This is a genomic window from Thioclava sp. L04-15 (genome assembly GCF_002020275.1).
Classification (GTDB): domain Bacteria; phylum Pseudomonadota; class Alphaproteobacteria; order Rhodobacterales; family Rhodobacteraceae; genus Thioclava; species Thioclava marina.
The window spans coordinates 525,437-548,725 of sequence record NZ_MPZW01000001.1 but is presented as its reverse complement, the minus strand read 5'-3'; the positions used below and the strand labels follow the sequence as shown (position 1 = coordinate 548,725).

27 protein-coding genes are annotated in these 23,289 nt (G+C 63.6%); 19 read left to right on the top strand and 8 right to left on the bottom strand.

Annotated features, from left to right (window positions below; genetic code table 11):
• Positions 1–102: 102 nt before the first annotated feature.
• Together BMI90_RS02730 and BMI90_RS02725 are read right to left on the bottom strand one after the other, a co-directional pair.
• Positions 103–858, bottom strand: a complete 756-nt coding sequence (locus BMI90_RS02730) for a hypothetical protein (protein ID WP_078525703.1) — start codon at positions 856–858, stop codon at positions 103–105.
• The gene (locus tag BMI90_RS02725; protein ID WP_078525701.1) at positions 858–1,124 is read right to left on the bottom strand and encodes a hypothetical protein; all 267 of its coding nucleotides are present in this window, start codon (positions 1,122–1,124) and stop codon (positions 858–860) included. Before BMI90_RS02725 ends, BMI90_RS02730 begins: the two co-directional genes overlap by 1 nt.
• A gap of 251 nt (positions 1,125–1,375) precedes the next feature.
• Between BMI90_RS02725 and rplO the strand changes: the two genes are divergently transcribed.
• From rplO to BMI90_RS02635, 18 genes are all read left to right on the top strand, one after another.
• On the top strand, positions 1,376–1,843 hold the full coding sequence (gene rplO, locus BMI90_RS02720) for a 50S ribosomal protein L15 (RefSeq protein ID WP_078525699.1): 468 nt from the start codon (positions 1,376–1,378) through the stop codon (positions 1,841–1,843).
• 103 nt (positions 1,844–1,946) lie between these two features.
• Positions 1,947–3,311, top strand: coding sequence for a preprotein translocase subunit SecY (gene secY / locus BMI90_RS02715; RefSeq protein WP_078525697.1), 1,365 nt, complete (start codon positions 1,947–1,949; stop codon positions 3,309–3,311).
• 29 nt (positions 3,312–3,340) lie between these two features.
• Positions 3,341–3,997, top strand: a complete 657-nt coding sequence (locus BMI90_RS02710) for an adenylate kinase (protein WP_078525695.1) — start codon at positions 3,341–3,343, stop codon at positions 3,995–3,997.
• A 179-nt stretch (positions 3,998–4,176) separates the two neighbouring features.
• Positions 4,177–4,545, top strand: coding sequence for a 30S ribosomal protein S13 (rpsM, locus tag BMI90_RS02705; RefSeq protein WP_038076913.1), 369 nt, complete (start codon positions 4,177–4,179; stop codon positions 4,543–4,545).
• A 15-nt stretch (positions 4,546–4,560) separates the two neighbouring features.
• Positions 4,561–4,950: a 30S ribosomal protein S11 gene (gene rpsK / locus BMI90_RS02700; RefSeq protein WP_038076914.1), complete on the top strand. Its 390-nt coding sequence runs from the start codon at positions 4,561–4,563 to the stop codon at positions 4,948–4,950.
• Positions 4,951–5,070: 120 nt separating this feature from the next.
• Positions 5,071–6,087, top strand: coding sequence for a DNA-directed RNA polymerase subunit alpha (locus BMI90_RS02695; RefSeq protein ID WP_078525693.1), 1,017 nt, complete (start codon positions 5,071–5,073; stop codon positions 6,085–6,087).
• 142 nt (positions 6,088–6,229) lie between these two features.
• Positions 6,230–6,649, top strand: a complete 420-nt coding sequence (gene rplQ / locus BMI90_RS02690) for a 50S ribosomal protein L17 (protein WP_078527180.1) — start codon at positions 6,230–6,232, stop codon at positions 6,647–6,649.
• 245 nt (positions 6,650–6,894) lie between these two features.
• Complete coding sequence (locus BMI90_RS02685) at positions 6,895–7,506, top strand: autoinducer binding domain-containing protein (protein WP_078525691.1); 612 nt, start codon at positions 6,895–6,897, stop codon at positions 7,504–7,506.
• A gap of 55 nt (positions 7,507–7,561) precedes the next feature.
• A complete protein-coding gene (locus tag BMI90_RS02680) occupies positions 7,562–8,152 on the top strand; it encodes an acyl-homoserine-lactone synthase (RefSeq protein ID WP_078525689.1) in 591 nt (196 codons plus the stop codon).
• Between the two features lie 78 nt (positions 8,153–8,230).
• Entirely contained in the window at positions 8,231–9,544 is a 1,314-nt protein-coding gene (locus BMI90_RS02675) for a replication-associated recombination protein A (protein WP_078525687.1), read from the top strand.
• 44 nt (positions 9,545–9,588) lie between these two features.
• Entirely contained in the window at positions 9,589–9,966 is a 378-nt protein-coding gene (crcB, locus tag BMI90_RS02670) for a fluoride efflux transporter CrcB (RefSeq protein WP_078525685.1), read from the top strand.
• The gene (locus BMI90_RS02665) at positions 9,963–11,003 is read left to right on the top strand and encodes an RluA family pseudouridine synthase (protein ID WP_078525683.1); all 1,041 of its coding nucleotides are present in this window, start codon (positions 9,963–9,965) and stop codon (positions 11,001–11,003) included. Before crcB ends, BMI90_RS02665 begins: the two co-directional genes overlap by 4 nt.
• Complete coding sequence (locus BMI90_RS02660; protein WP_078525681.1) at positions 11,000–11,665, top strand: HAD-IA family hydrolase; 666 nt, start codon at positions 11,000–11,002, stop codon at positions 11,663–11,665. Before BMI90_RS02665 ends, BMI90_RS02660 begins: the two co-directional genes overlap by 4 nt.
• Positions 11,662–12,372, top strand: a complete 711-nt coding sequence (locus BMI90_RS02655) for an ATP12 family protein (RefSeq protein ID WP_078525679.1) — start codon at positions 11,662–11,664, stop codon at positions 12,370–12,372. The genes BMI90_RS02660 and BMI90_RS02655 overlap by 4 nt, the downstream gene beginning before the upstream one ends.
• A 219-nt stretch (positions 12,373–12,591) precedes the next feature.
• The gene (locus BMI90_RS02650; RefSeq protein WP_078525677.1) at positions 12,592–13,608 is read left to right on the top strand and encodes an amino acid ABC transporter substrate-binding protein; all 1,017 of its coding nucleotides are present in this window, start codon (positions 12,592–12,594) and stop codon (positions 13,606–13,608) included.
• Positions 13,609–13,744: 136 nt separating this feature from the next.
• Positions 13,745–15,010, top strand: a complete 1,266-nt coding sequence (locus BMI90_RS02645) for an ABC transporter permease subunit (RefSeq protein ID WP_078525675.1) — start codon at positions 13,745–13,747, stop codon at positions 15,008–15,010.
• Position 15,011: 1 nt separating this feature from the next.
• Positions 15,012–16,328, top strand: coding sequence for an amino acid ABC transporter permease (locus BMI90_RS02640; RefSeq protein ID WP_078525673.1), 1,317 nt, complete (start codon positions 15,012–15,014; stop codon positions 16,326–16,328).
• 12 nt (positions 16,329–16,340) lie between these two features.
• Positions 16,341–17,132, top strand: a complete 792-nt coding sequence (locus BMI90_RS02635) for an amino acid ABC transporter ATP-binding protein (RefSeq protein ID WP_078525671.1) — start codon at positions 16,341–16,343, stop codon at positions 17,130–17,132.
• A 122-nt stretch (positions 17,133–17,254) separates the two neighbouring features.
• Here the strand turns inward: BMI90_RS02635 and trpB are convergent, their stop codons facing one another.
• Genes trpB through argB form a run of 4 tightly spaced genes read right to left on the bottom strand, consistent with a single transcriptional unit; the run spans position 17,255 to position 20,482 of the window.
• Positions 17,255–18,457, bottom strand: a complete 1,203-nt coding sequence (gene trpB, locus BMI90_RS02630; RefSeq protein WP_078525669.1) for a tryptophan synthase subunit beta — start codon at positions 18,455–18,457, stop codon at positions 17,255–17,257.
• A 14-nt stretch (positions 18,458–18,471) separates the two neighbouring features.
• Positions 18,472–18,990 (bottom strand): histidine phosphatase family protein, encoded by a 519-nt coding sequence (locus tag BMI90_RS02625; protein WP_078525667.1) that lies wholly within the window; start codon positions 18,988–18,990, stop codon positions 18,472–18,474.
• Positions 18,987–19,607: a ferredoxin gene (locus BMI90_RS02620; protein WP_078525665.1), complete on the bottom strand. Its 621-nt coding sequence runs from the start codon at positions 19,605–19,607 to the stop codon at positions 18,987–18,989. Before BMI90_RS02620 ends, BMI90_RS02625 begins: the two co-directional genes overlap by 4 nt.
• Entirely contained in the window at positions 19,604–20,482 is an 879-nt protein-coding gene (gene argB, locus BMI90_RS02615) for an acetylglutamate kinase (protein ID WP_078525663.1), read from the bottom strand. The genes BMI90_RS02620 and argB overlap by 4 nt, the downstream gene beginning before the upstream one ends.
• 155 nt (positions 20,483–20,637) lie before the next feature.
• On the opposite strand from argB, the gene BMI90_RS02610 reads away from it, so the two are divergent.
• Positions 20,638–21,372 (top strand): SDR family oxidoreductase, encoded by a 735-nt coding sequence (locus tag BMI90_RS02610; RefSeq protein WP_078525661.1) that lies wholly within the window; start codon positions 20,638–20,640, stop codon positions 21,370–21,372.
• Positions 21,373–21,378: 6 nt separating this feature from the next.
• Here BMI90_RS02610 and plsY read toward each other — a convergent pair whose 3' ends face one another.
• A complete protein-coding gene (plsY, locus tag BMI90_RS02605) occupies positions 21,379–21,987 on the bottom strand; it encodes a glycerol-3-phosphate 1-O-acyltransferase PlsY (protein WP_078525659.1) in 609 nt (202 codons plus the stop codon).
• 19 nt (positions 21,988–22,006) lie between these two features.
• On the bottom strand, positions 22,007–23,287 hold the full coding sequence (gene pyrC / locus BMI90_RS02600) for a dihydroorotase (RefSeq protein WP_078525657.1): 1,281 nt from the start codon (positions 23,285–23,287) through the stop codon (positions 22,007–22,009).
• Between the last annotated feature and the right edge of the window lie 2 nt (positions 23,288–23,289).

Genomic DNA, 23,289 nt, shown 5'->3' with positions numbered 1-23,289 from the left:
TGCGGCGAGGTGTGACAAAATGCAACCTTCGCGTGTGTATGGCACGAAAAAGCCCCCGCAACGGCTTGCTGCGGGGGCGTCTGGTTCTTCGGCGATTGAGTCTTATCCCCGCGACAGCGCATCCAGATGCGCGGCCAGCGCATCGCGCGCTTCGGGCGGCTGCTCGGTGGCGCAGATCACCACGCCATAGATCCGACCGACGAAACCTGCCATGCCGAGGGCGAAATTTCCGCTCATGTCCGGGGCCATGCTGACGCCCGTTGTGCTTGCGCTCAGTGTGCCGATGCGCATCTGCGCCGCGCCGCCCGAGATCGAGCTGACCAGCGAGAGCGGCCCCATTTGCGTCACCTGCGCGGGCAGGGTCACCGCAAGCCCGCGATTGCCCCACCAGGTCTTGACCACCTGCGGGGCGTTGGCGTCGAGATAGATCATCGGCTGGCGCCCCGAGCCATCCGTCGCCGCCGTGCCGTTGCGCAGAACCGGCGGGTAGCCGCTGGCATTGGACTGGACCGAGAAGGCCAGGCCCACCGTGGCCTCGGTGGTGAAGGGCAGTTGCACGACGCTCAGCGCGTCGTCGATCCCGTCATATTCGAGCCAATGCGACGCGCCATCGGTGCGATAGAGCGGGCGGCGTGCATCGATGCTCTGGATCAGGTCGCGCCCCTGGCCCGACTTGTCGCGCATCGCCCCGACCGGATCGCCATCGACGAGCACCGGCACCGTCATCGCCGCGTCCTGGAACAGCGTCGCTCGGTCCGCGGGCTCGTACCAGGCAATCGGCGCGAGTGCGGCGGGCGACCAGCCAGCCGCCCGCCGACGCCCGGCCTGCGTCAACGTGTTGATACCGAAGCCCAGCATCACACCACCGTCAGCGCGTGGATGCCCGTGGCCGTGGTGCCGGTTGCCAGCACGCGCTCGGCGCCGACGGGCAGGATGGTGAAATCGGCGACCGCGACCGAGCGCGCATTGCCCTTCGCGGTGACGAAGCTCACCACGCCCCCGGTCTCGACATAAAGCGCCACCGCCACCGTCGGCAGATCGGTCGCGTCATCGGGCGTCACAGGCACGATGTCGAGGGCGGGGCCCGAGAGAGAAGGCGCGCGGTTGTGGAAAGGATTGGTCATCGTCTGGCTCCGCTTCTGGATAAGGATTTCGGCGTTGCGGCAATCGTGCAAAGCGGCGCTTAGGAAAGGGTTGGGGCTGCGTGCGCAACGGCGCGCAACGGCCCGCGCGGCCTGTGCAGGCAGGAGTTGCAAGGCGCGGACAAACGCTCTATACGCCCCCGGTGGCCGCGAGGCCGCATCAGAATCAACCAAGAAAAGCCGTGTCCCTTCCGCACTCGCTTCGGGAAGGTGCTCCGGCAAGGAGAAGCGATATGAAACTCAACGAACTGCGCGACAATCCCGGCGCTGCCAAGAAACAGAAACGCGTTGCTCGCGGTCCGGGCTCGGGCAAGGGCAAGATGGCTGGCCGTGGTATCAAAGGTCAGAAATCGCGTTCGGGCGTGGCCCTGAACGGTTACGAAGGCGGCCAGATGCCGCTCTACCGTCGTCTTCCGAAGCGTGGCTTCACCAAGCCGAACGCGAAGAAGTTCAACGTCGTGAACCTCGGTCAGATCGAGACCTTCATCGAAGCCGGCAAGCTCGACGCGAAAGCCGAGATCACCGAAGACGCGCTGGTCGCGGCCGGTGTGGTTCGCCGCAAGCTCGATGGCGTGCGTGTTCTCGCCAAGGGCGACATCAAGTCGAAAGTGACGCTCAACGTCACCGGCGCTTCGAAGTCGGCCATCGAGGCTGTCGAGAAGGCTGGCGGCTCGATCACGGTGGCGCAGGCTGCTGAATAAGCTGTTGTGAGCGGGCTCCGGCCCGATTACATAGGCGAAGGTTTTCTAGGCGCCGCCGACCGGGAACCGGTTGGGCGGCGCTTTACATGAAAGAGACGAGCATATGGCATCTGCTGCAGAGCAAATGGCGGCGAACCTGAGCTGGGACGCCCTTGGCAAGGCCACAGAGCTGCGCCAGCGCATCTTCTTCACCATCGGTTTGCTGATCATCTACCGCCTCGGCACCTATATTCCGGTTCCGGGCATCGATGCGCAGGCGCTGCGCGAGTTCATGCAAAGCGCGGGCTCGGGCCTGGGCGGCGTCCTCTCGATGTTCACCGGCGGCGCACTGGGCCGCATGGGTGTCTTCGCGCTCGGCATCATGCCCTATATCTCCGCCTCGATCATCATCCAGCTTCTGACCGCGCTCGTTCCGGCTCTTGAGCAGATGAAGAAAGAGGGCGAGCAGGGCCGCAAGAAGATCAACCAGATCACGCGCTACTCGACCGTTGCGCTCGCGACCTTCCAGGCCTGGGGTCTGGCCGTGTCGCTCGAGAAGGGCGATCTCGCCCATGATCCGGGCCTGTTCTTCATCGCGGCTGTGGTCATCACCCTCGTCGGCGGCACCATGTTCCTGATGTGGATCGGTGAGCAGATCACCGCACGCGGCATCGGCAACGGCATCTCGCTGATCATCTTCGTCGGCATCGTTGCCGAGATCCCCGCAGCCCTCGCCCGCTTCCTCGAGCAGGGCCGCGCCGGTGCGATCTCGACCCCGGTGATCCTTGGCGTGATCGTGATGATCGCGCTCGTGATCACCTTCGTGGTCTTCATGGAGCGCGCGCTGCGCAAGATCCATATCCAGTATCCGCGCCGTCAGGTGGGGATGAAGGTCTATGACGGTGGCTCTTCGCACCTGCCGATCAAGGTGAACCCGGCGGGCGTGATCCCGGCGATCTTCGCCTCTTCGCTGCTGCTGCTGCCGACCACGATCGCGACCTTCTCGGGCCAGAATACCGGTCCGGTGATGTCGACGATCCTTGCCTATTTCGGTCCCGGTCAGCCGCTCTACCTGCTGTTCTACGTCGCGATGATCGTCTTCTTCGCCTATTTCTACACGGCGAACGTTTCGTTCAAATCGGACGAGGTGGCGGACAACCTGAAGAACCAAGGCGGCTTCGTGCCCGGTATTCGTCCCGGCAAGAAGACCGAGGATTACCTCGACTACGTCGTCAGCCGAGTGCTGGTGATCGGTGCGGCCTATCTCGCCGCTGTCTGCCTCCTGCCCGAGATCCTGCGCTCGCAGCTGTCGATCCCGTTCTATTTCGGCGGCACCTCGGTGCTGATCGTGGTGACCGTGTCGATGGATACGATCAACCAGATCCAGTCGCATCTTCTGGCCCATCAGTATGAAGGCCTGATCGAGCGCTCGCAGCTGCGGGGCCGTTCGAAGAAGAAGGGGCCGCGCAAGCCGCCCGCGCGTCGCTAACCGAAACCTGATCTCGGGAAGGATCCATCATGGCGAATATCATCCTCCTCGGCCCGCCCGGCGCCGGTAAAGGCACGCAGGCCCGCCGTCTCGTCGAAGAGCGTGGCATGGTCCAGCTCTCCACCGGGGACATGCTGCGCGAGGCCAAGGACTCGGGCACCGAGATGGGCAACCGCGTCGCGGAAGTCATGGCCAAGGGCCAACTCGTGACCGATGAGATCGTGATCGGTCTGATCGAAGAGAAACTGTCCGGTGGCGGCGAAGGCTTCATCTTCGACGGGTTCCCGCGCACGCTGGCGCAAGCCGACGCGCTGGGGGAACTGCTCGCGAAGATGGGCGCCAAGCTCGACGCGGTGATCGAGATGCAGGTCGATGACGAGGCACTCGTCTCGCGCATCACCGGCCGCTCGACCTGCGGCGGTTGCGGCGAGGTCTATCACGACCAGACCAAGCCCTGGCCTGCCGATGGCAAATGCGCCAAATGCGGCAGCACGGATGTCAAGCGCCGTGCCGACGACAACGAGGACAGCCTGCGTACCCGCCTGATGGAGTACTACAAGAAGACCTCTCCGCTGATCGGCTACTACTATCACGCGGGAGATCTTTCGACCGTCGACGGTCTCGCCGAGATCGAGGACGTGGCGGGCGAGATCGCTCGAATTCTCGACGGCGTCTCGCAATCGTGAATCAAGTCTTGACCCGGAGGGCGTTTCCCTCTAGGTCACGGCGTCTCTTCTGAGAATCGTTTCCGTTTACGGAAGATTCCCCGACGGGAAGCAGTCGCGGGCCCGAAGCGCCAGTTTCGGGCCTTGTGTTGTGAAAAAAGGGCCTGGGGTTACGGGCTCGCAACGAAAGGATAAGCGCTTTGGCACGTATTGCTGGCGTCAACATTCCGACCGGGAAACGCGTCCCGATCGCACTCACCTACATCACCGGGATCGGTCCCCACTCGGCCAAGCAGATCTGCGAAGCCACCGGCATCGACCAGACCCGCCGCGTGAACGAGCTTTCGGATGCCGAAGTGCTCGCGATCCGCGAATACATCGACGCCAACCACACCGTCGAAGGCGACCTGCGCCGTGAAGTTCAGATGAACATCAAGCGCCTGATGGATCTCGGCTGCTACCGTGGCCTGCGTCATCGCCGCAACCTGCCCGTGCGCGGTCAGCGCACCCATACCAACGCCCGTACCCGCAAGGGCCCGGCCAAGCCGATCGCCGGCAAGAAGAAGTAAGGGGAGGCAGGAACAATGGCTCGTGATAAGGTTCGCGCTAAGCGCAAGGAACGCAAGAACATCGCCGCTGGCGTCGTTCATGTGAACTCCTCGTTCAACAACACCAAGATCCTGATCTCGGACGTGCAGGGCAATGCGATCTCGTGGTCGTCGGCTGGCACGATGGGCTTCAAGGGTTCGCGTAAGTCGACCCCCTATGCCGCCCAGATGGCTGCAGAAGATGCGGCCAAGAAGGCTCAGGAACACGGTCTGCGCACCGTGGACGTCGAAGTTCAGGGCCCCGGTTCGGGTCGTGAATCGGCGCTGCGCGCGCTGGCTGCTGTCGGTCTCACCGTCACCTCGATCCGTGACGTGACTCCGATCGCTCACAACGGCTGCCGCCCGCCGAAGCGTCGCCGCGTCTGATCTAGATTACGACGGTCGGGCCGTGCGGATTTCCCGCGCGGCCCTGCCGCATTTTTCGGTTTTATCCTCGGGCGTCCCCGACATTGGGCATGGGTCTGGGACTGGTATGGAGGCAAACGCATGATCCACAAGAATTGGGCCGAACTCATCAAGCCGACGCAGCTTGAAATCAAGCCCGGCAACGACCCGCTGCGCCAGGCGACTATCGTCGCCGAACCGCTCGAGCGCGGCTTCGGCCTGACGCTCGGCAACGCGCTGCGTCGCGTACTGCTCTCGTCGCTCCAGGGCGCCGCGATCACCAGCGTTCAGATCGACAACGTGCTGCACGAGTTCTCCTCGGTCGCCGGTGTGCGTGAAGACGTCACCGACATCGTCCTGAACCTCAAGGGCGTCGCGCTGCGCATGGATGTCGAAGGGCCGAAGCGTCTCTCGATCTCTGCCAAGGGTCCGGGCGTCGTCACCGCCGGTGACATCACCGAGACCGCCGGCATCGAGGTCCTGAACAAGGATCACGTGGTTTGCCACCTCGACGACGGCGCCGACCTGTTCATGGAGCTGACCGTGAACACCGGCAAGGGCTATGTCGCCGCCGACAAGAACCGTCCCGAGGATGCGCCGATCGGCCTGATCCCGGTCGACGCGATCTACTCGCCGGTGAAGAAAGTCGCCTATGAAGTGCAGCCGACCCGCGAAGGTCAGGTGCTCGACTATGACAAGCTGACCATGAAGGTCGAAACCGACGGTTCGATCTCGGCGGAAGACGCGGTGGCCTTCGCTGCCCGCATCCTCCAGGACCAGCTGTCGATCTTCGTGAACTTCGAAGAGCCGGAATCTGCCTCGAAGCAGGACGCGGACGACGGTCTCGAGTTCAACCCGCTGCTGCTGAAGAAGGTCGACGAGCTCGAGCTTTCGGTGCGTTCGGCGAACTGCCTGAAGAACGACAACATCGTCTATATCGGCGACCTGATCCAGAAGACCGAAGCCGAGATGCTCCGCACTCCGAACTTCGGCCGCAAGTCGCTCAACGAGATCAAGGAAGTGCTCTCGGGCATGGGCCTGCACCTCGGCATGGAAGTCGAAGACTGGCCGCCGGAGAACATCGAAGATCTGGCCAAGCGTTTCGAAGACCAGTTCTGATTGACGATTTGAGGGGCGTTGGATAAACGCCCCTCACAAATGCCCGGGCTGCCGGGGAAGATCTGGGTCGAGAGGCCCCAAGGTGAGCCGGTGACACGCATCGCCGGCCTGACAAAGCAAAACGCAAGATTGGAGAATGACAATGCGTCACGCACGTGGCTACCGCCGCCTCAACCGTACCCATGAGCACCGCAAGGCGCTCTTCGCCAACATGGCAGGCTCGCTGATCGAGCACGAGCAGATCAAGACGACCCTGCCGAAGGCAAAAGAACTCCGTCCGATCATCGAGAAGCTGGTCACGCTCGCCAAGCGCGGCGACCTGCACGCCCGCCGTCAGGCTGCGGCGCAGCTCAAGCAGGACCAGTACGTTTCGAAGCTGTTCGACGTGCTCGGCCCGCGCTACGCCGAGCGTCAGGGCGGTTATGTTCGCGTTCTGAAAGCCGGCTTCCGCTATGGCGACATGGCGCCGATGGCGATCATCGAATTCGTCGATCGTGACCCGGCCGCCAAAGGCGCTGCCGACAAGGCGCGCGTCGAAGCCGAAGAGGCCGCCGAGGATTGATCCTCACGCCGACCCTAGAGGTTGACGAAAGACTTCAAAATCCCGTCCGAAAGGGCGGGATTTTTTCATTTCGCCCTCATTTTGCCCTTCTTGCCTGACAGTCTGCCATTGACGCGTCAGATTCGTTCTCGAGCACCGGCGCGCTCGTCAGATTATTCCCTTCGCCGCGGTTCCCCGACGGAAACCGTAAAACCGGTTAACACTTTTAAGTTGACCGAATTTTTTTCAACATGTCTAAAAAAGGTATGTCGATACAGAGCAGAATCGATTTGAAGCTGAGAGAGTTGGGCCGTATGGCTCCGCGCGGCTTTTTCGTCGGGTTGCATATCCGCTTCACGGCTCCGTTGATGACCTACCAGACCTACGACAAGGCCTGGCTGGATCATTACACCGAGAAAGGATATGTGCTGCGCGACCCGATGACCGCGTGGGGGTTTAGCGAGACCGGAGCAATCCGGTGGAGCGACCCGCGCCTGCCGGATCCGTTCCACCTCTTCGATGAAGCCCGGAAATATGGCCTCGTATATGGGGTCACGGTCTCTTGTGGACCAATCCGGTCCCGAACGATCGCGAGCTTTGCCCGCGATGATCGGGAATTCCTCGACGAAGAGATCGGTACGTTCGAGAAGATCGTGCACGAATTGCACGAGATGACCGAACCTCCCGAGGAGCTCACGAAGGCTCAGATCGAGGCTTTGCGCTGTGTTGCTGGGGGCGACCGACACGCGGCAGCAGCCGCAAAACTGGGGATTTCTGAGAGCGCTCTAAAGGCGCGTCTGAATTCTGCGCGAACAAGGCTGATGGCCCGGACTACGGCCGAAGCCATCCAGCGCGCCAAGGACTTTCGACTGCTCTAGTGGCTGTCGCCCTCCGCACGGCTGATTTGACCAACCAACCCTGCAGGAGGAAGACATGCAGACCACCACGCTTTCGTTCACCAATTTCCACAACCATGGCGAGCTGTTCGCGAACATGCTTCGCGCTCGGCGAGAACTTTTCATCGTCCACAACAAATGGGATCTGCCCGAAGCGATGGGCATGGAATACGACCAGTACGACACCCCCGCAAGCCGCTGGGTCGTCGTCCATGACGAGTTGGGCAAGGTGCTCGCAGGCAACCGTCTGACGCCCACCACCACCAAATGCGGCATCTACACCTACATGATCCGCGATGCACAGCGTGGCCTGCTCGACACCATCCCGTCGAACCTTCTCTATGATGAGGCACCCGTTGCCGAGACGGTCTGGGAAAGCTCGCGCCTTTTCGTGGCTCATGATGTGCCCGCCGCGATGCGCCGCCGCGTCCACGCCAAGCTGGTGATGGAGATCGGCAATGCCGCGCGTCGCCTGGGTGCGCGTTCGGCGCTCACGCTTCTCAACGCGAACTGGCCGCGTTGGGCGGGGCGTGTGGGGGTGGACATGACCGCGATGGGGCCGGTGCTTGAGATCGACGGGATCAATAACCAGGTGGTCTCCATGGACTTCTCGCAGAACCTTCACTGATCGAAAAACAAGCCCCTGCGCGCTCACGCGCGCGGGGGCTTTTCGAGCAACGGTCCAGGCACTACCTTCACGCCCATCATGGCCGATCTCTTCGACTCTCCTTCCCCATCCCGCCCCGCGACCGAGGCTCCCCGCCCGCTGGCGGACCGAATTCGCCCGAAATCGCTCTCCGAGGTGATCGGGCAGGAGCAGGTGCTTGGCCCGGATGGACCACTCGGAGCGATGCTTGCGGCGGGTAGCCTTGGATCGCTGATCCTCTGGGGGCCGCCCGGTGTGGGCAAGACGACGATCGCGCGGCTGCTGGCTGACGCGTCCGACCGTGCCTTCGTGCAGATCTCGGCGATCTTCACCGGGGTGCCGGAGCTGCGAAAGGTCTTCGAGGCCGCAAAGCTGCGCCGCACCCAAGGCCGTGGCACGTTGCTTTTCGTCGACGAGATCCACCGCTTCAACAAGGCGCAGCAGGACAGTTTCCTGCCGCATATGGAGGACGGCACGATCCTTCTGGTCGGCGCCACCACCGAGAACCCGAGCTTCGAGCTGAACGCCGCTGTGCTGAGCCGCGCGCAGGTGATGATCCTGCAGCGGCTCGATCTGGCCGATCTCGAACGGCTCGCGCAACGCGCCGAGAAGGCTCTGGGCAAGCCGCTGCCGCTGACCGGCAAGGCGCGCGATGCGCTCCTGGAGATGGCCGACGGCGACGGGCGGGCGCTGCTCAATCTGATCGAGCAGGTCGCGGCGTGGAAGGTTACGGGCAATCTCGATACCGACGCGCTCTCGACACGGCTGATGAAGCGCGCCGCGAAATACGACAAGTCGGGCGACGAGCATTACAACCTGATCTCGGCGCTGCATAAATCGGTGCGCGGCTCGGACCCGGATGCCGCGCTCTACTGGTTTGCGCGGATGCTCGAGGGTGGCGAGGACCCGCGCTACCTTGCCCGGCGCATTACCCGCATGGCAGTCGAGGATATCGGGCTGGCCGACCCGCAGGCGCAGGTGCTGTGTATCGACGCATGGAACACCTATGAACGTCTCGGCTCGCCCGAGGGCGAATTGGCACTGGCGCAGGCGGTGCTCTATCTCGCGCTCGCGCCGAAATCCAACGCGGGCTATGTCGCCTACAAGGCCGCGCGCAAGGAGGCCAGGCGCACTGGTTCCGAGCCGCCGCCGATGCATATCCTGAACGCACCGACGAAGCTGATGGAAGAGCAGGGCTTCGGCGCGGGGTATCAGTATGACCATGACGCCGAGGACGGGTTCTCGGGGCAGAACTTCTTCCCCGACACGATGAAGCGCCCCGTCCTCTACCAGCCCGTCGAACGCGGCTTCGAGCGTGAGTTGAAAAAGCGCCTCGACTGGTTCTCCAAGCAGCGCGAGCGCCGCCAAACTTGACATTTCGCGCGTCCGAAGGTCCAAGGGCGCCAAAGGAGACAGCGATGCTTTCAACGGTTTTGCAGGTCGCGCTAGGCGGTGCGATCGGCGCCTCGGGACGTTATCTGGTCGGCGTGGGTCTGATGCGCAGCTTCGGCCCGCAGCCGATGCCGCTTGGCGTGATCACGGTGAACATCCTCGGTTCCTTCTTCATGGGGATGCTGATCACCTTTCTCGGTGACAAGCAGCTCACCCACTGGAACGCCTTCCTCGCGACCGGGGTGCTGGGCGGTTTCACCACATATTCCTCCTTCTCGCTCGAGACATGGACGCTGATCGAGCGGGGCCAGACGGGCCTTGCGGCCTTCTACGTGGGCCTCACGCTGGTCGCGGCGCTGGTCGGGCTGATTGCGGGGATCCATCTGATGCGGGCGGTGCTATGAGCGGTGTTCAACATATCAAGGTAACCGAGGAAGATGGCGAGCAGCGCCTGGACCGTTTCCTCAAGAAACGCTTCCCGCAGCTTTCTCAGGGCATGATCGAGAAGTTCTGCCGCAAGGGCGATCTGCGTGTCGACAAGGGCCGGGTCAAGGCCAATACCCGCGTCGCGCCGGGACAGGAGATCCGCGTGCCGCCGATCCCCGATGAAGCGCCGAAGCCCAAGGTCGAAGGCATTTCCGACGCGGATGCGAAATTCATCCAGAGCTGTGTGCTGTGGAAGGACGAGCATATCATCGCGCTCAACAAGCCGCCGGGTCTGCCCTCGCAGGGTGGCTCGGGGCAGGGCAACCGCCATGTCGACGGGCTGAGCGAAGCGCTGACCTTCGGCTACAAGGACAAGCCGAAGCTGGTGCATCGTCTCGACAAGGACACCTCGGGCGTGCTGCTGCTGGCGCGCACCGATCGCGTCGCGCGCCGCCTGTCGGAGGCGTTTCGCTCCAAGACCACCCGCAAGATCTACTGGGCCGCCGTCGCTGGCGCACCCGAGCCCAAGACCGGCACGATCCGCTTCGGCCTGGTGAAGGCGCCGGGGCATGGGCGTGGTGGAGAGGGCGAGAAGATGCTCTGCATCCACCCGGCAAAGATCGACCAGGTGGAGGGCGCCAAGCGCGCCACGACCGACTATTTCACGCTGCACATCCTCGGCCAAAGGCTGAGCTGGGTCGCGCTGGTCCCGATCACCGGGCGCACGCATCAGCTGCGCGCGCATATGGCCGAGATCGGCAACCCGATCATCGGGGATGGCAAATATGGCGGTTCGAGCCAGGAGAACCTCGGCGACGGCTGGGGCGCGCAGCTGGGCGGCGAGATTTCTCGGAAGCTGCACCTGCATGCCCGCCAGATCAGCTTCGATCATCCGGTGACCGGCAAGCGCATGACAATCACCGCGCCTCTTCCCGAGCATATGAAGCGGACCTGGGATCTCTTGGACTGGCACGAGGGCGATGTGCCCGCCGACCCGTTCGAGGATCTGAAATGAAGCTCGCGATCTTCGATGTCGACGGCACGATCTCGGACAGCCAGAACCACATCACTCATGCGATGTCGCTGGGCTTCGAGGCGGCGGGCGTGCCCGCGCCGCGTGCGTCTTCGGTGTTGCAGATCGTCGGGCTCTCGCTGCCGCTTGCGGTGGCACGGCTCGCGCCGGAACTCGACGAGGACACGCAGGCACGCATCGTCGAGGGCTACAAGCAAAGCTACATGAGCCAGCGCGCGGCCTCCCCCGCACCGCTTTATCCCGGGGCCGAGGATCTGCTGCGCAAGCTGGCCGCGCGCGATGACATGCTGCTTGCGGTGGCGACGGGCAAGTCGCGCCGGGGCCTGCGGGCGCTGATCGAGCATCACGGGCTCGAGGGGCTCTTCATCAGCCAGCAGACCGCCGACGATCACCCTTCGAAGCCGCACCCCTCGATGATCGGGGCGGCGCTGGCTGATGCCGGGGTGAGTGCGGTGGATGCGGTGATGATAGGCGACACGAGCTTCGACATCGAGATGGGCCGCAGCGCGGGCGTCGCCACGATCGGCGTGCGCTGGGGCTATCACCCGCCTGCCGACCTGGAGGCCGCGGGTGCGCATCGCATGGTGAGTGATTTCGAGGCGCTGGAGGCGGCGCTTCTCGATCTGTGGGAGTTGAGTGCATGAGCGAATGGGCGGCGAAGCGGTTCTGGAAAGAGACCTCGGTGACGGACCATCCCGAGGGCTTCGGCGTGGCGCTCGACGGGCGCGCGGTGAAGACGCCCGCCAAGGCGCCGCTCGTGGTGCCGACCCGGGCGCTGGCCGAGGCGATCGCGGCGGAATGGGAGGCACAGGAGGGGCAGATCGCCCCGCATACCATGCCTGTAACCCGCTCCGCCAACGCAGCGATCGACAAGGTCGCCCATCAGCATGACGAGGTGGTCGAGCACGTCGCCGAATATGGCGGCACCGATCTGCTGTGCTATCGGGCCGACAATCCCGCCGAACTGGTCGCGCTTCAGGCCGAGAAATGGGATCCACTTCTCGATTGGGCCTCCGAGACCTTTGGCGTCCAGCTTGCAGTCACGGCTGGGGTCTTGCCGGTGGCGCAATCGGAAGACGCGCTGTCGCGGCTGCGTTCGGAGGTTGCCGCCTGTGATGCGTTCGCGCTGGCAGCGTTGCACGATCTCGTGGGCATCACCGGCTCGCTGGTGCTTGGGCTTGCGGTGGCGCGCGGGCGGTTGACTGCCTTGGAGGCATGGGATCTTTCGCGCCTCGACGAGGATTGGCAAATCTCGCAATGGGGTGAGGACGAAGAGGCCGCGGAGATCGCATCGCTCAAGCGTGAGGCGCTGAGTGACGCGGGGCGAATCTGGGAGCTCGCCCAGAGGTGATCCTGCGCGATTTTGCACTCTGCCCGCGGTTTTGCCAAAGCCATTGGCGCCTGCTGATCAAATGTGCAGTTCCGCTCACGGAAACTCGAATGTGGGCTTGACCTTCTTTGATCAATTGGACCACTCTTTTGTTACTACGTGTCATGGGACACGATCGACCAGGTCCGCACTGGACCAAAGAACCGCCCCAAGAGGGTGGCGAAACAGGAAGAGGTAAAAATGAAGAAATCCGTCTTTTTCGGCGCGCTGACGGCCGCCACGCTGACCGCTGGTCTGGCGGGTGCTGCCACGCTTGACGACGTCAAGTCGCGCGGCGAACTGATCTGCGGCGTGAACACCGGTCTCGTCGGCTTCGCGGCTCCGGATGCGAACGGCAACTGGTCCGGCTTCGACGTGGCAATCTGCCAGGCGGTCGCCGCGGCCGTTCTCGGCGATGCCTCGAAGGTGAAATACGTCCCGACCACCGGTCAGACCCGCTTCACCGCACTCGGCTCGGGGGAAGTCGACGTGCTGGCTCGCAACACCACCTGGACCTTCTCGCGCGACACCGACCTGAAGCTCCAGTTCACCGCGACCAACTATTACGACGGTCAGGGCTTCATGGTTCGCAAGGACTCGGGCGTGACCTCGGCCAAGGAACTCGACGGCGCTTCGGTCTGTATCCAGACCGGCACCACCACCGAGCTCAACCTCGCCGACTACTTCAAGGCCAACAACATGTCGTATCAGCCGATCACGGTTGATTCGAATGCCGAAGGCGAACAGCAGTTCCTCGCCGGTGCTTGCGACGCCTACACCACCGACGCGTCCGGCCTCGCCGCGACCCGCGCCGCCTTCGCCAATCCGTCGGATTACGTGATCCTTCCGGAAATCATCTCGAAAGAGCCGCTGGCTCCGGCCGTGCGCCAGGGTGACGACCAGTGGACCGACATCGTGCGCTGGACCATCTTCGCGCTGATCGCTGCCGAAGAATACGGCGTGACCTCGGCCAATATCGACGAGCTGGCCAAGGGCACCGAGAACCCGGAAGTCAACCGCCTGCTCGGCACCGAGGGTGACCTCGGCGCAATGATCGGCCTCGACAAGACCTGGGCTGTCAACGCCATCAAGGCGAACGGCAACTACGGTGAGATCTTTGCCGCCACCATCGGTGAGCAAACCCCGATCGGTCTGGCCCGCGGGCTCAACGCCCAGTGGACCCAGGGCGGCCTGATGTACGCTCCGCCCTTCCGCTAAGAAGGGCCTGGCAGGGCGCGGGTCAAACCGCGCCCTGACCAATTTTCAAAAGACCGTGGGCGGGGGACCAATCCCCCGAAGGCCGGGATAAAACGGCCAGATAAAGATAAGCACGCGGCGACAGGGGAAATACGCAATGACTACCGCGCATGACGCGCCGGAGAGCCAAGGCTTCCGGCTCAGCCAGCTCATTTACGACACGCGATACAGATCGCTGACCATTCAGGTGGTGGTGTTCTTCATCGTGATGGCCTTCGTCGGCTGGCTCGTAGATAACACCATTCAGAACCTCAGCGCTCTGGGCAAGGACTTCAACTTCTCCTTCCTGTCGCAGCGCGCAGGCTATGATATCGGCAACGCCATAATCCCCTATAACAACGACATGACCCATGGGCGCGCGCTGCTCGTCGGTCTGATCAACACGCTCTGGATCTCGTTTCTGGGCTGTGTCGCGGCAACGATCATCGGGATCTTCGTGGGCGTTCTGCGCCTGTCGAAGAACTGGCTCGTCGCGCGTCTGATGACGGTCTATGTCGAGGTCTTTCGCAACATCCCCGTGCTGCTGTGGATCCTCGTGGCGATCGCGCTGCTGACGGAAGCCGCTCCCGCACCGAACGCCTACAAGATCAACCCGACGACGGGAGAGGCGAGCGCGAGCATGATCCTCGACTCGATCGCCTTCACCAACCGTTACACCGCGATCCCTTCGATCCATTTCGACCGCTCGCTCGGGGTGATCGACACCGCGCTTGCGCCGATCTCGCTGAACGTCCTTGCGATCGTGGCGCTGCTCATCGCCTCGCTTTGGGTGAACAAACGGGTTCTGACCCATGCCGCGAACATGCAGGAGGCGACGGGCGTGCGCCCGACGACCTGGTGGAAGAGCGCGCTGATCCTGATCGTGCCGATGGTCGCCTTGCTGTTCGCGCTGGGGTTCAACCCCGATGAGCCGGTCCTTCAGGGCTTCAACTTCAAGAACGGGACGAACGTCTCGAACTCCTTCGTGGCGCTCTGGCTGGGGCTGACGCTCTATACCGCGGCCTTCATCGCCGAGATCGTCCGCGCCGGTATCCTCGCAATTTCCAAGGGCCAGACCGAGGCGGCCTATGCGCTGGGGCTGCGCCCCAACCGCACGATGAACCTCGTGATCCTGCCGCAGGCGCTGCGGGTCATCATCCCGCCGCTGATCTCACAATATCTGAACCTGACGAAGAACTCCTCGCTCGCCATCGCAGTCGGCTATCTCGAACTGCGCGGCACGCTCGGGGGGATCACGCTCAACCAGACGGGCCGCGAGCTCGAGGCGATCTCGCTGATGATGCTGATCTATCTTGCGATCTCGCTGTCGATCTCGGGCGTGATGAATGTCTACAACAATCGCGTGAAGCTGAAGGAGCGGTGAGATGAGCGATACCCACGCCCAAACCGTCGCCTATGTCCGCGACACGATGCTGGACCCGAAACCGGCTCCGGCCAATCAATCCGGTGCCATCCAGTGGCTGCGCGAGAACCTGTTCTCGGGCTGGCTCAACACGCTGCTGACAGTCCTCGGGATCCTCGCGATCTACGGCTTCGTCTCGCATTTCTACGGATGGTTCCTGCACGGTGTCTGGAACGCCAATTCGCTCGCCGAGTGCCGTCAGATCATCACCGATCAATACGGCCAGGGCGCGACCGGCGCCTGCTGGGGGGTGATCCGCGATCGCTGGCACCAGTTCATCTTCGGCTTCTACCCGCCGGAGCTGTATTGGCGCCCGATCCTGACCTTCCTGCTGCTTTTCGTAGCGGTAGGGCCGGTGCTGTTCCAATGGGTGCCGAAGAAGCTGATCTGGTTCACGCCAGCCTATCCGTTCCTCGCCGTCTGGCTGCTCTGGGGCGGCTCGGTCTGGGGCCCGGTGCTTGTCGCACTCGGTTTCGTGCTGGCCTATGTCGTCTTCAATTTCGTGTCGCGTTTCGGCACGATCGGCGGTTTTGCGGCCGGGGCGATCTTCGCGATCCTGTTCTGGCTGTTCGGCGTTTCCCCTCTGGCCGAGATGCTGCACGCCGCGATCCCGCTCGGCATCGAGCCGGTGGAATCGGCGAAGTTCGGTGGCTTCCTGCTGGCGATCACGCTGGGCGCGGGTGGCATCGCGATGTCGTTGCCGCTGGGCGTGATCCTTGCACTCGGGCGTCAGTCGGACATGTTCCTGATCCGGACCTTCTCGGTGATCTTCATCGAGTTCATCCGGGGCGTGCCGCTGATCACGCTGCTCTTCGTGGCGTCGCTTCTGCTGAACTACTTCCTGCCGCCGGGTACGAATTTCGACATCATCCTGCGGGTGATGATCCTCGTGACCATGTTCGCCGCCGCCTATATCGCGGAGGTGATCCGGGGTGGTCTCGCGGCGCTGCCGCGCGGGCAGTACGAGGCAGCCGACGCGCTCGGGCTCGATTACTGGAAGGCGCAGCGGCTGATCATCCTGCCGCAGGCGCTCAAGATCTCGATCCCCGGGATCGTCTCGACCTTCATCGGCATGTTCAAGGACACGACCCTCGTGGCCTTCGTGGGTCTGTTCGACCCGCTCAAGGGCATTCCCGATTTCATTCGCGCCGATTTCGCGTGGAAGGGCATCTACTGGGAGCCCTTCATCTTCGTCGGCGCCATCTTCTTCATCCTGAACTTCGCGATGTCGCGTTACTCGATGTATCTCGAGAACCGGCTCAAGCGCGACCATCGCTAAGGGAGAAACTCAATGACCGAACCACATTTCGACGCGCAAATCGACCGCAGCCACATGACGGTGAGCGACGAGGTCGCGATCCAGATCGAGAACATGAACAAGTGGTATGGCCAGTTCCACGTCCTGCGCGATATCGACCTGACCGTGCAACGCGGCGAGCGCATCGTCATCGCCGGGCCTTCGGGCTCGGGGAAATCGACCCTGATCCGCTGCATCAACCGGCTTGAAGAGCATCAGGCGGGCAAGATCGTCGTTGACGGGATCGAGCTGACCAATGACCTGAAGAACATCGACAAGATCCGCCGCGAGGTGGGGATGGTGTTCCAGCACTTCAATCTCTTCCCGCATCTGACGATTCTCGAGAACTTGACGCTGGCGCCGATCTGGGTGCGCAAGACGCCCAAGAAGGAAGCGATCGAGACCGCGATGCATTTCCTCGAGAAGGTGAAGATCCCCGATCAGGCGCAGAAATATCCCGGCCAGCTCTCGGGCGGTCAGCAGCAGCGTGTGGCGATCGCGCGCTCGCTGTGCATGAAGCCGCGGATCATGCTCTTCGACGAACCGACCTCGGCGCTCGACCCGGAGATGATCAAGGAAGTTCTCGACACGATGATCGAGCTCGCCGAAGAGGGCATGACCATGCTCTGCGTGACCCACGAGATGGGCTTCGCACAGGCGGTCGCGAACCGGGTGATCTTCATGGCCGACGGTCAGATCGTCGAGCAGAACAACCCGCATGATTTCTTCAACAACCCGCAGTCGGAACGCACCAAGCAGTTCCTGAGCCAGATCCTCGGGCACTGATCGGGGCAGGGGGGCGCTGCCCCCCTCTGGCCTCGCGGCCATTCACCCCCCGAGATATTTCGATCAAGAAGAAGGGGCCGGTGGTGAACCGGCCCCTCTTTGACTTCCCGTCGATGCGCGGATCAGCTTTCGCCGAAGCCGAAGGTTTCGGTGACGTAGTCGATATCCTTGTCGCCGCGGCCCGAGAGGTTGATCAGGATCGACTTGCCCGGGTTCTTCTTGGCCTCGCGCATCGCGAAGGCCACCGCATGGGAACTTTCGAGCGCGGGGATGATCCCCTCGTGGCGCGAGAGCTTGTAGAAGGCGTCGAGCGCCTCCTTGTCATCGGCGGCCGAATAGTTCACGCGCCCGGTGCGATACAGATGGGCGTGTTCCGGTCCGACGCCGGGATAATCGAGCCCCGAGGCGATGGTGTGAACCGGGGCGGGCTCGCCGTTTTCATCCTCGAGCACCATCGTGCGGAAGCCGTGGATCATCCCGTCCTTTCCGTAGGTGATGGTGGCGGCGTGATCGCCAAGTTTCGAGGAGGTGCCCATCGGCTCCACCCCGTGCAGCGACACGTCCTCATCGTCGATGAAGCCTGCGAAAATCCCCATCGCATTCGAACCACCGCCCACGCAGGCCGCGACCATGTCGGGCAGCTGTCCGGTCATCTCCAGGAATTGCTCGCGCGCTTCGATCCCCACGACATGCTGGAAATCACGGACCATGCGCGGGAAGGGGTGCGGCCCCACGACCGAGCCGATCGCGAAGAGCGCGGTATCGGCCTGGGCGACATAGCTCTGGAAGCAGCTGTCGACGGCTTCCTTCAGCGAGCGTCCACCGAAGCCCACCGGCACGACCTCGGCGCCGAGCAGTTTCATCCGGGTGACGTTCGGCGCTTCCTTGGCGATGTCGATCTCGCCCATGTGGATCTCGCATTCCAGGCCGAAATAGGCCGCGGCCGTGGCCAGCGCCACGCCATGCTGGCCCGCGCCGGTTTCGGCCATCAGCTTGGTCTTGCCCATGAACTTCGCGAGAAGTGCTTCGGCCATGCAATGGTTGAGCTTGTGGGCCCCGGTGTGGTTGAGATCCTCGCGCTTGGCGTAGATTTGCGCACCGCCGCACATGTCGGAGAGGTTGCGCAGGTAGCTCACCGGGGTGGGGCGGCCTTGGAAATGCTTGCGGATATAGCGCAGGTCGCGGATGAATTCGGCGGAATGGGCGAGGCGCTCATAGGCCTCTGTTATCTCCTTGAAATGCGGCACCAGCGGCGGCGGCAGTTCGGCCCCGCCATACTCGCCGAAAAAGCCCTGTGCGTCGGGGGTGGATTTCAGGTAGCCCATTCAGTCTCCTCCAGTCAGCCACGCCGTGTCGGCGTGAAGAAATCAAGCACCGAACCCTGACCCGGCATCACCTCGGACCAGTCGTCGATCTGGAAATCGACGATCAGGGTGGCGCAGGTCGGGTAGCGGCGGAAATCGGGATCGAGGAGGGGCCGGGCGGGAAGCTGATGGGCAAATTCGGCAATGCCGGGATTGTGGCCGAGCATCATCACCGTCGGCGCCGACGCCGTGCGTAAAACTTGCAGCATCATTTCGGGAGCGGCGTGATAGAGGCTCTCGACATAGTTCACTTCGGGACGGGTCTCGATCACGGCGGCAGCGACCTGATCCCAGGTTTCGCGGGTGCGCTGCGCCGAGGAGCAAAGCACCTCTTCGGGCTCGAGGCCCCGCGAGGCGAGAAAGTCGCCCAGTTCAAGCGCGGCGGCGCGGCCACGGGCGTTCAGGGGGCGGTCGCGATCTTCGACGAGCGGGTCGTCCCAGCTCGATTTCGCGTGGCGCGTCAGGATCAGGCGGCGGTGTCCGAGCGGGGTCATGGGTGGAATTGCCTCATATGCCAGGCCGATTGTGAAGGCAGCCTGCCATAGCTTTCGCCCACCGGGCAAGCGCGGCGTGCAAGGCAGCCTTGCGTGCGGCAATCCGCCCCCTCGGGCGTATCGAGATGAGCGCGGCAGGTTTCGGTGTCATATCCGTCCGGGCCAAGCGCATCGACCGGGCAGGCGGTCGTGCAGGGCGCCGGACAATTCGTGCAGGTCTCTGGGGCCGGGGTTGGCAGTGCCAAGAGGCCCGGCAGCGCCAGCGCCCCGCGAACCGAGGCCCAGAGCCCCATGCGGCTATGGCACATCAGGTGCAGGGGCGAGGCGAAGCTCTGCCCGCTGCGCAGCGCCCAGCTCACGAAGGGCTGCCAGGGCGGGCCGGTGAACGGGTAGAGGGCGCGCGCGCCGAACCGGGGCGCCAGTGCGCCGATCACCCGTTCCGACCAGCGGTCGAGCGGGTCGGGGCCGCCGTCGAAAAACTCGGGCTGCGCGGTGACATGGGCCCAGAAGCCCGGCTCGTCCGGCGAGATCAGCGCGATCGTCTCAGCCCCGTCATGCAGAAGGCCCGAGACAAAAAGCCGATGCGCGCCGAGCGACTCTTCGAGTTCCGCGATCACCGTCCGCGCGGCGTCACGCGCGGTATCGTGGAGCGGATCATCGAGCCCGCGCCATGTTCGGTGAACAGTTCGAGCAGGCAGGCATTGGCGACCCGGCCGTCGACGATGACCACGGCGCGCACGCCTTCCTTGACGGCCTGCAACGCGGTCTCGACTTTCGGGATCATGCCGCCCGCGATGGTCCCGTCCTCGATCAGGGCGGCTACGTCCTCGGGGGTGAGCTGTGTGATGACCTCGCCCTGCTTGTTCTTCACGCCGGCTACGTCGGTGAGCAGCAGCAGGCGGTCGGCTTGCAGCGCGCCCGCGATGGCGCCGGCCGCCGTGTCGCCATTGACGTTGAAGGTCTCGTTATCGGCCACGCCGGTCGCCACCGGCGCGATCACCGGGATCAGCCCGGCATTGTAGAGATCGCGCACGATCTGCACATTCATCTCGACCGGCCTGCCGACGAAGCCCAGTTCGGGATCATCCGCCTCGCAGACCATCAGGTCGTCATCCTTGCCGGAAATGCCGACCGCACGTCCGCCCTGATCGTTGATCGCCTGCACGATGCGCTTGTTGACGAGCCCGGAGAGGATCATCTCGACCACCTCGACGGTGGCCTTGTCGGTAACGCGCTTGCCGCGCACCCATTCGCTCTCGATCCCGAGCTTTTTCAGCATGTCGTTGATCATCGGGCCGCCGCCATGCACCACGACCGGGTTCATCCCGACTTGCCGCATCAGAACGATGTCGCGTGCGAATTCGGCCATCGCCTCATCGTCGCCCATCGCGTTGCCGCCGAATTTCACCACCACGACCGCGCCGGTGTAGCGTTGCAGATAGGGCAGGGCTTCGGAGAGGGTGCGGGCGGTGGCGATCCAGTCACGATCCATGTTCTGCTTTCTCATCTTGCTGGTCCTCGGGCAGGGTGGGCCTCATCTTGCTAGACCGTTCGCGCGGCGTTTGGAAGAGCCCCGTTGGAACGCCCGTTGCGCTCGGGTCAAAAGCAGCTAGGGTCGGGGCAAGCGCGCGAACGGGAGTCTGGATCATGGGTGATCGCAAGGTGATGCTGCTGACGGGGGCGAGCCGGGGGATCGGCCATGCCACGGTGAAACGCTTCGCCGCTGAGGGGTGGCGGGTGATCACCTGCTCACGCCAACCCTTTCCCGAGAAATGCCCCTGGGGCGGTGGGCGCGAGGATCACATTCAGGTTGACCTCGCCGATCCGGCGGACACGATCAACGCGGTGGAGGTAATCCGCGAACGGTTGGAAGGCGGCAAGCTGCACGCGCTCGTTAACAATGCGGGCATTTCGCCGAAAGGTTCCAACGGTGAGCGGCTCAACACGCTCGATACTGATCTGATGACCTGGGGCCATGTCTTCCACGTCAATTTCTTCGCCTCGATCGTGCTGGCGCGCGGACTGATGGAGGAACTTTCAGCCGCGCATGGCGCGGTGGTCAACGTGACCTCTATTGCGGGCTCGCGCGTCCACCCCTTCGCAGGCGCGGCCTATGCGACCTCGAAAGCCGCGCTGAAGGCGCTGACGCGCGAGATGGCGCATGATTTCGGGCCGCTCGGGGTGCGCGTGAACGCGATCGCACCGGGTGAGATCGAGACCTCGATCCTCAGCCCCGGCACCGAGAAGATCGTCGAAAATCTGCCGCTGCGCCGTCTAGGCCACCCTTCCGAAGTGGCGGATGTGATCTGGTTCCTGTGCTCGGATGCGTCGAGCTATGTCACCGGCACCGAGATCGAGGTGAACGCGGGCCAGCACGTCTGAGGCGTCTCAGCCCTTCTTGCCGATCCGGGGTTCGGTTCCCATCGCGAGCCGAGCGATATTGCTGCGATGACGCCAGAAGATCAGGACCGACAGGCCTGCGGCCAGCATCATCAGGTCGCGATGGCCGAGGAAATAGGCCAAGGGAACCGTCGCTGCCGCCGAGACCAGCGCCGAGAGCGAGGAGATCCGCGTCACGACGGCCGTCACAAGCCAGACACCACAGGCAGCCAGCCCGACCGGCCAAGCCAGCGCCAGCATCGTGCCTAGGAAGGTTGCCACGCCCTTGCCACCCTGAAAGCGCAGCCAGACGGGGTAGATGTGACCGATGAAGGCTGCCGCCCCCGCAATCTGCGCTGCCGTCTCGCCAAGCGTGTAGCGTGCGATCAGAACCGCGATCGCGCCCTTGCCACTGTCGAGAAGCAAAGTTGCCAGCGCGGCGGGCTTGTTGCCGGTGCGCAGAACGTTCGTCGCACCGATATTTCCAGAGCCGATCTTGCGGAGATCGCCGAGACCGAGAAGCTTCGTGATCACGAGGCCGAAAGGCACAGAACCGAGCAGGTAGCTCAGTCCAGCCACCAGCCCGAGCCAAGCGGACCCGTTCTCAATTCCCGGCATATGCCTGCCCTCGCCTCGTTTATGAGTCGTTATTGTTGTCGTAAACCTGCACCCCCGCGACGAATGTGGCAAGCGTTTTGCCTTCCATTCGGGCGGTATCGAAGGGCGTATTCTTCGATTTCGAGCGCAGTTTGAAGCGATCGAGCACGAAGGGCGCGTCCGGATCGAAGAGCACGAGATCGGCGGGAGCACCTTCGCAAAGCCGTCCTTGCGGCAGTCCGAGGCGCTTCGCCGGATTCAGCGACATCGCCCGGAAAAGCTGCGGCAGGCTCAACTGTCCCGCGTGATAGAGGCGCATCGCGGCGGGCAGAATCGTCTCGAGCCCCACCGCGCCCGAGGCCGCTTCCTCGAAGGGCAGGCGCTTGGATTCCTCGTCGGCGGGCGTGTGCATCGAGCAGATCACGTCGATCACCCCGTCGGCCACCGCGCCGATCACCGCGAGACGATCTTCCTCGTCACGCAGGGGCGGGGTCAGCTTGAAGAAGGTGCGGTAATCGCCCACGTCGAGCGCGTTGAGCGTCAGGTGATGGATCGAGACACCGGCGGTCACATCAAGCCCCGCGTGTTTCGCGCGTTTGAGCGCGGGCAGCGCCTTCGCGGTGGTGATCTGATCGGCGTGATAGGAAAGCCCGGTCATCTCGACCAGCGCCAGATCGCGCTCCAGCCCCATCCGCTCGGCCATGGGAGAGACGCCCGGCAACCCGCGCAGGCTCGCGAATTTTCCGCTCGTCACGGCCGCACCTTTCGACAGGCCCGGCTCCTGCGGGTGGCCGATCACCAGCACGCCAAGATGCGCGGCATAGGTGAAGGCCCGTTGCAGCGCCTTGGTCTGGTCCGAGACGTGCGCGACATCGGTGAAGGCCACCGCACCGGCATCCTTGAGAAAACCGATCTCGGTCATCTCCTGCCCTTCGCGGCCCTTCGTCAGCGCCGCCATGTGCAGGATGCGCACGGGCGCGTCGGCGGCGCGGCGGGTGACGAATTCCAGCGTCTCGGGCGTGTCGATGGCAGGCGCGGTGTCGGGGCGCGCGACGATGGTCGTCACGCCGCCCGCCGCAGCCGCCAGAGCCGCCGAGCGGAAGCTTTCCATGTGCCGCTCGCCCGGCTCACCGATCTTCACGCCGAGATCGACGATTCCCGGCGCAAGGCATTTGCCGCCGCAATCGATCACCTTGGCGTCTGCAGGCGCGGACATCTCGCCGATCGCCGCGATCTTGCCAGCGTCGATCACCACATTGCCGATCGTTTCAGTCAGGGCTTCGGGGTCGATCAGGCGGGCATTTTCAAGAAACAGGGTCATCG

Bases quoted from the DNA above. Each gene is read 5' to 3' on its own strand.
- rplO (WP_078525699.1), top strand. From the start codon at position 1,376: ATGAAACTCAACGAACTGCGCGACAATCCCGGCGCTGCCAAGAAACAG.
- BMI90_RS02635 (WP_078525671.1), top strand. From the start codon at position 16,341: ATGACCGAACCACATTTCGACGCGCAAATCGACCGCAGCCACATGACG.
- BMI90_RS02655 (WP_078525679.1), top strand. From the start codon at position 11,662: ATGAGCGAATGGGCGGCGAAGCGGTTCTGGAAAGAGACCTCGGTGACG.
- BMI90_RS02675 (WP_078525687.1), top strand. From the start codon at position 8,231: ATGGCCGATCTCTTCGACTCTCCTTCCCCATCCCGCCCCGCGACCGAG.
- secY (WP_078525697.1), top strand. From the start codon at position 1,947: ATGGCATCTGCTGCAGAGCAAATGGCGGCGAACCTGAGCTGGGACGCC.
- BMI90_RS02645 (WP_078525675.1), top strand. From the start codon at position 13,745: ATGACTACCGCGCATGACGCGCCGGAGAGCCAAGGCTTCCGGCTCAGC.
- BMI90_RS02730 (WP_078525703.1), bottom strand. From the start codon at position 858: ATGCTGGGCTTCGGTATCAACACGTTGACGCAGGCCGGGCGTCGGCGG.
- BMI90_RS02685 (WP_078525691.1), top strand. From the start codon at position 6,895: ATGTCGATACAGAGCAGAATCGATTTGAAGCTGAGAGAGTTGGGCCGT.
- trpB (WP_078525669.1), bottom strand. From the start codon at position 18,457: ATGGGCTACCTGAAATCCACCCCCGACGCACAGGGCTTTTTCGGCGAG.
- BMI90_RS02725 (WP_078525701.1), bottom strand. From the start codon at position 1,124: ATGACCAATCCTTTCCACAACCGCGCGCCTTCTCTCTCGGGCCCCGCC.
- rplQ (WP_078527180.1), top strand. From the start codon at position 6,230: ATGCGTCACGCACGTGGCTACCGCCGCCTCAACCGTACCCATGAGCAC.
- BMI90_RS02695 (WP_078525693.1), top strand. From the start codon at position 5,071: ATGATCCACAAGAATTGGGCCGAACTCATCAAGCCGACGCAGCTTGAA.
- BMI90_RS02660 (WP_078525681.1), top strand. From the start codon at position 11,000: ATGAAGCTCGCGATCTTCGATGTCGACGGCACGATCTCGGACAGCCAG.
- BMI90_RS02680 (WP_078525689.1), top strand. From the start codon at position 7,562: ATGCAGACCACCACGCTTTCGTTCACCAATTTCCACAACCATGGCGAG.
- argB (WP_078525663.1), bottom strand. From the start codon at position 20,482: ATGGATCGTGACTGGATCGCCACCGCCCGCACCCTCTCCGAAGCCCTG.
- crcB (WP_078525685.1), top strand. From the start codon at position 9,589: ATGCTTTCAACGGTTTTGCAGGTCGCGCTAGGCGGTGCGATCGGCGCC.
- pyrC (WP_078525657.1), bottom strand. From the start codon at position 23,287: ATGACCCTGTTTCTTGAAAATGCCCGCCTGATCGACCCCGAAGCCCTG.
- BMI90_RS02665 (WP_078525683.1), top strand. From the start codon at position 9,963: ATGAGCGGTGTTCAACATATCAAGGTAACCGAGGAAGATGGCGAGCAG.
- BMI90_RS02650 (WP_078525677.1), top strand. From the start codon at position 12,592: ATGAAGAAATCCGTCTTTTTCGGCGCGCTGACGGCCGCCACGCTGACC.
- BMI90_RS02710 (WP_078525695.1), top strand. From the start codon at position 3,341: ATGGCGAATATCATCCTCCTCGGCCCGCCCGGCGCCGGTAAAGGCACG.
- plsY (WP_078525659.1), bottom strand. From the start codon at position 21,987: ATGCCGGGAATTGAGAACGGGTCCGCTTGGCTCGGGCTGGTGGCTGGA.
- BMI90_RS02640 (WP_078525673.1), top strand. From the start codon at position 15,012: ATGAGCGATACCCACGCCCAAACCGTCGCCTATGTCCGCGACACGATG.
- rpsK (WP_038076914.1), top strand. From the start codon at position 4,561: ATGGCTCGTGATAAGGTTCGCGCTAAGCGCAAGGAACGCAAGAACATC.
- BMI90_RS02610 (WP_078525661.1), top strand. From the start codon at position 20,638: ATGGGTGATCGCAAGGTGATGCTGCTGACGGGGGCGAGCCGGGGGATC.
- BMI90_RS02625 (WP_078525667.1), bottom strand. From the start codon at position 18,990: ATGACCCCGCTCGGACACCGCCGCCTGATCCTGACGCGCCACGCGAAA.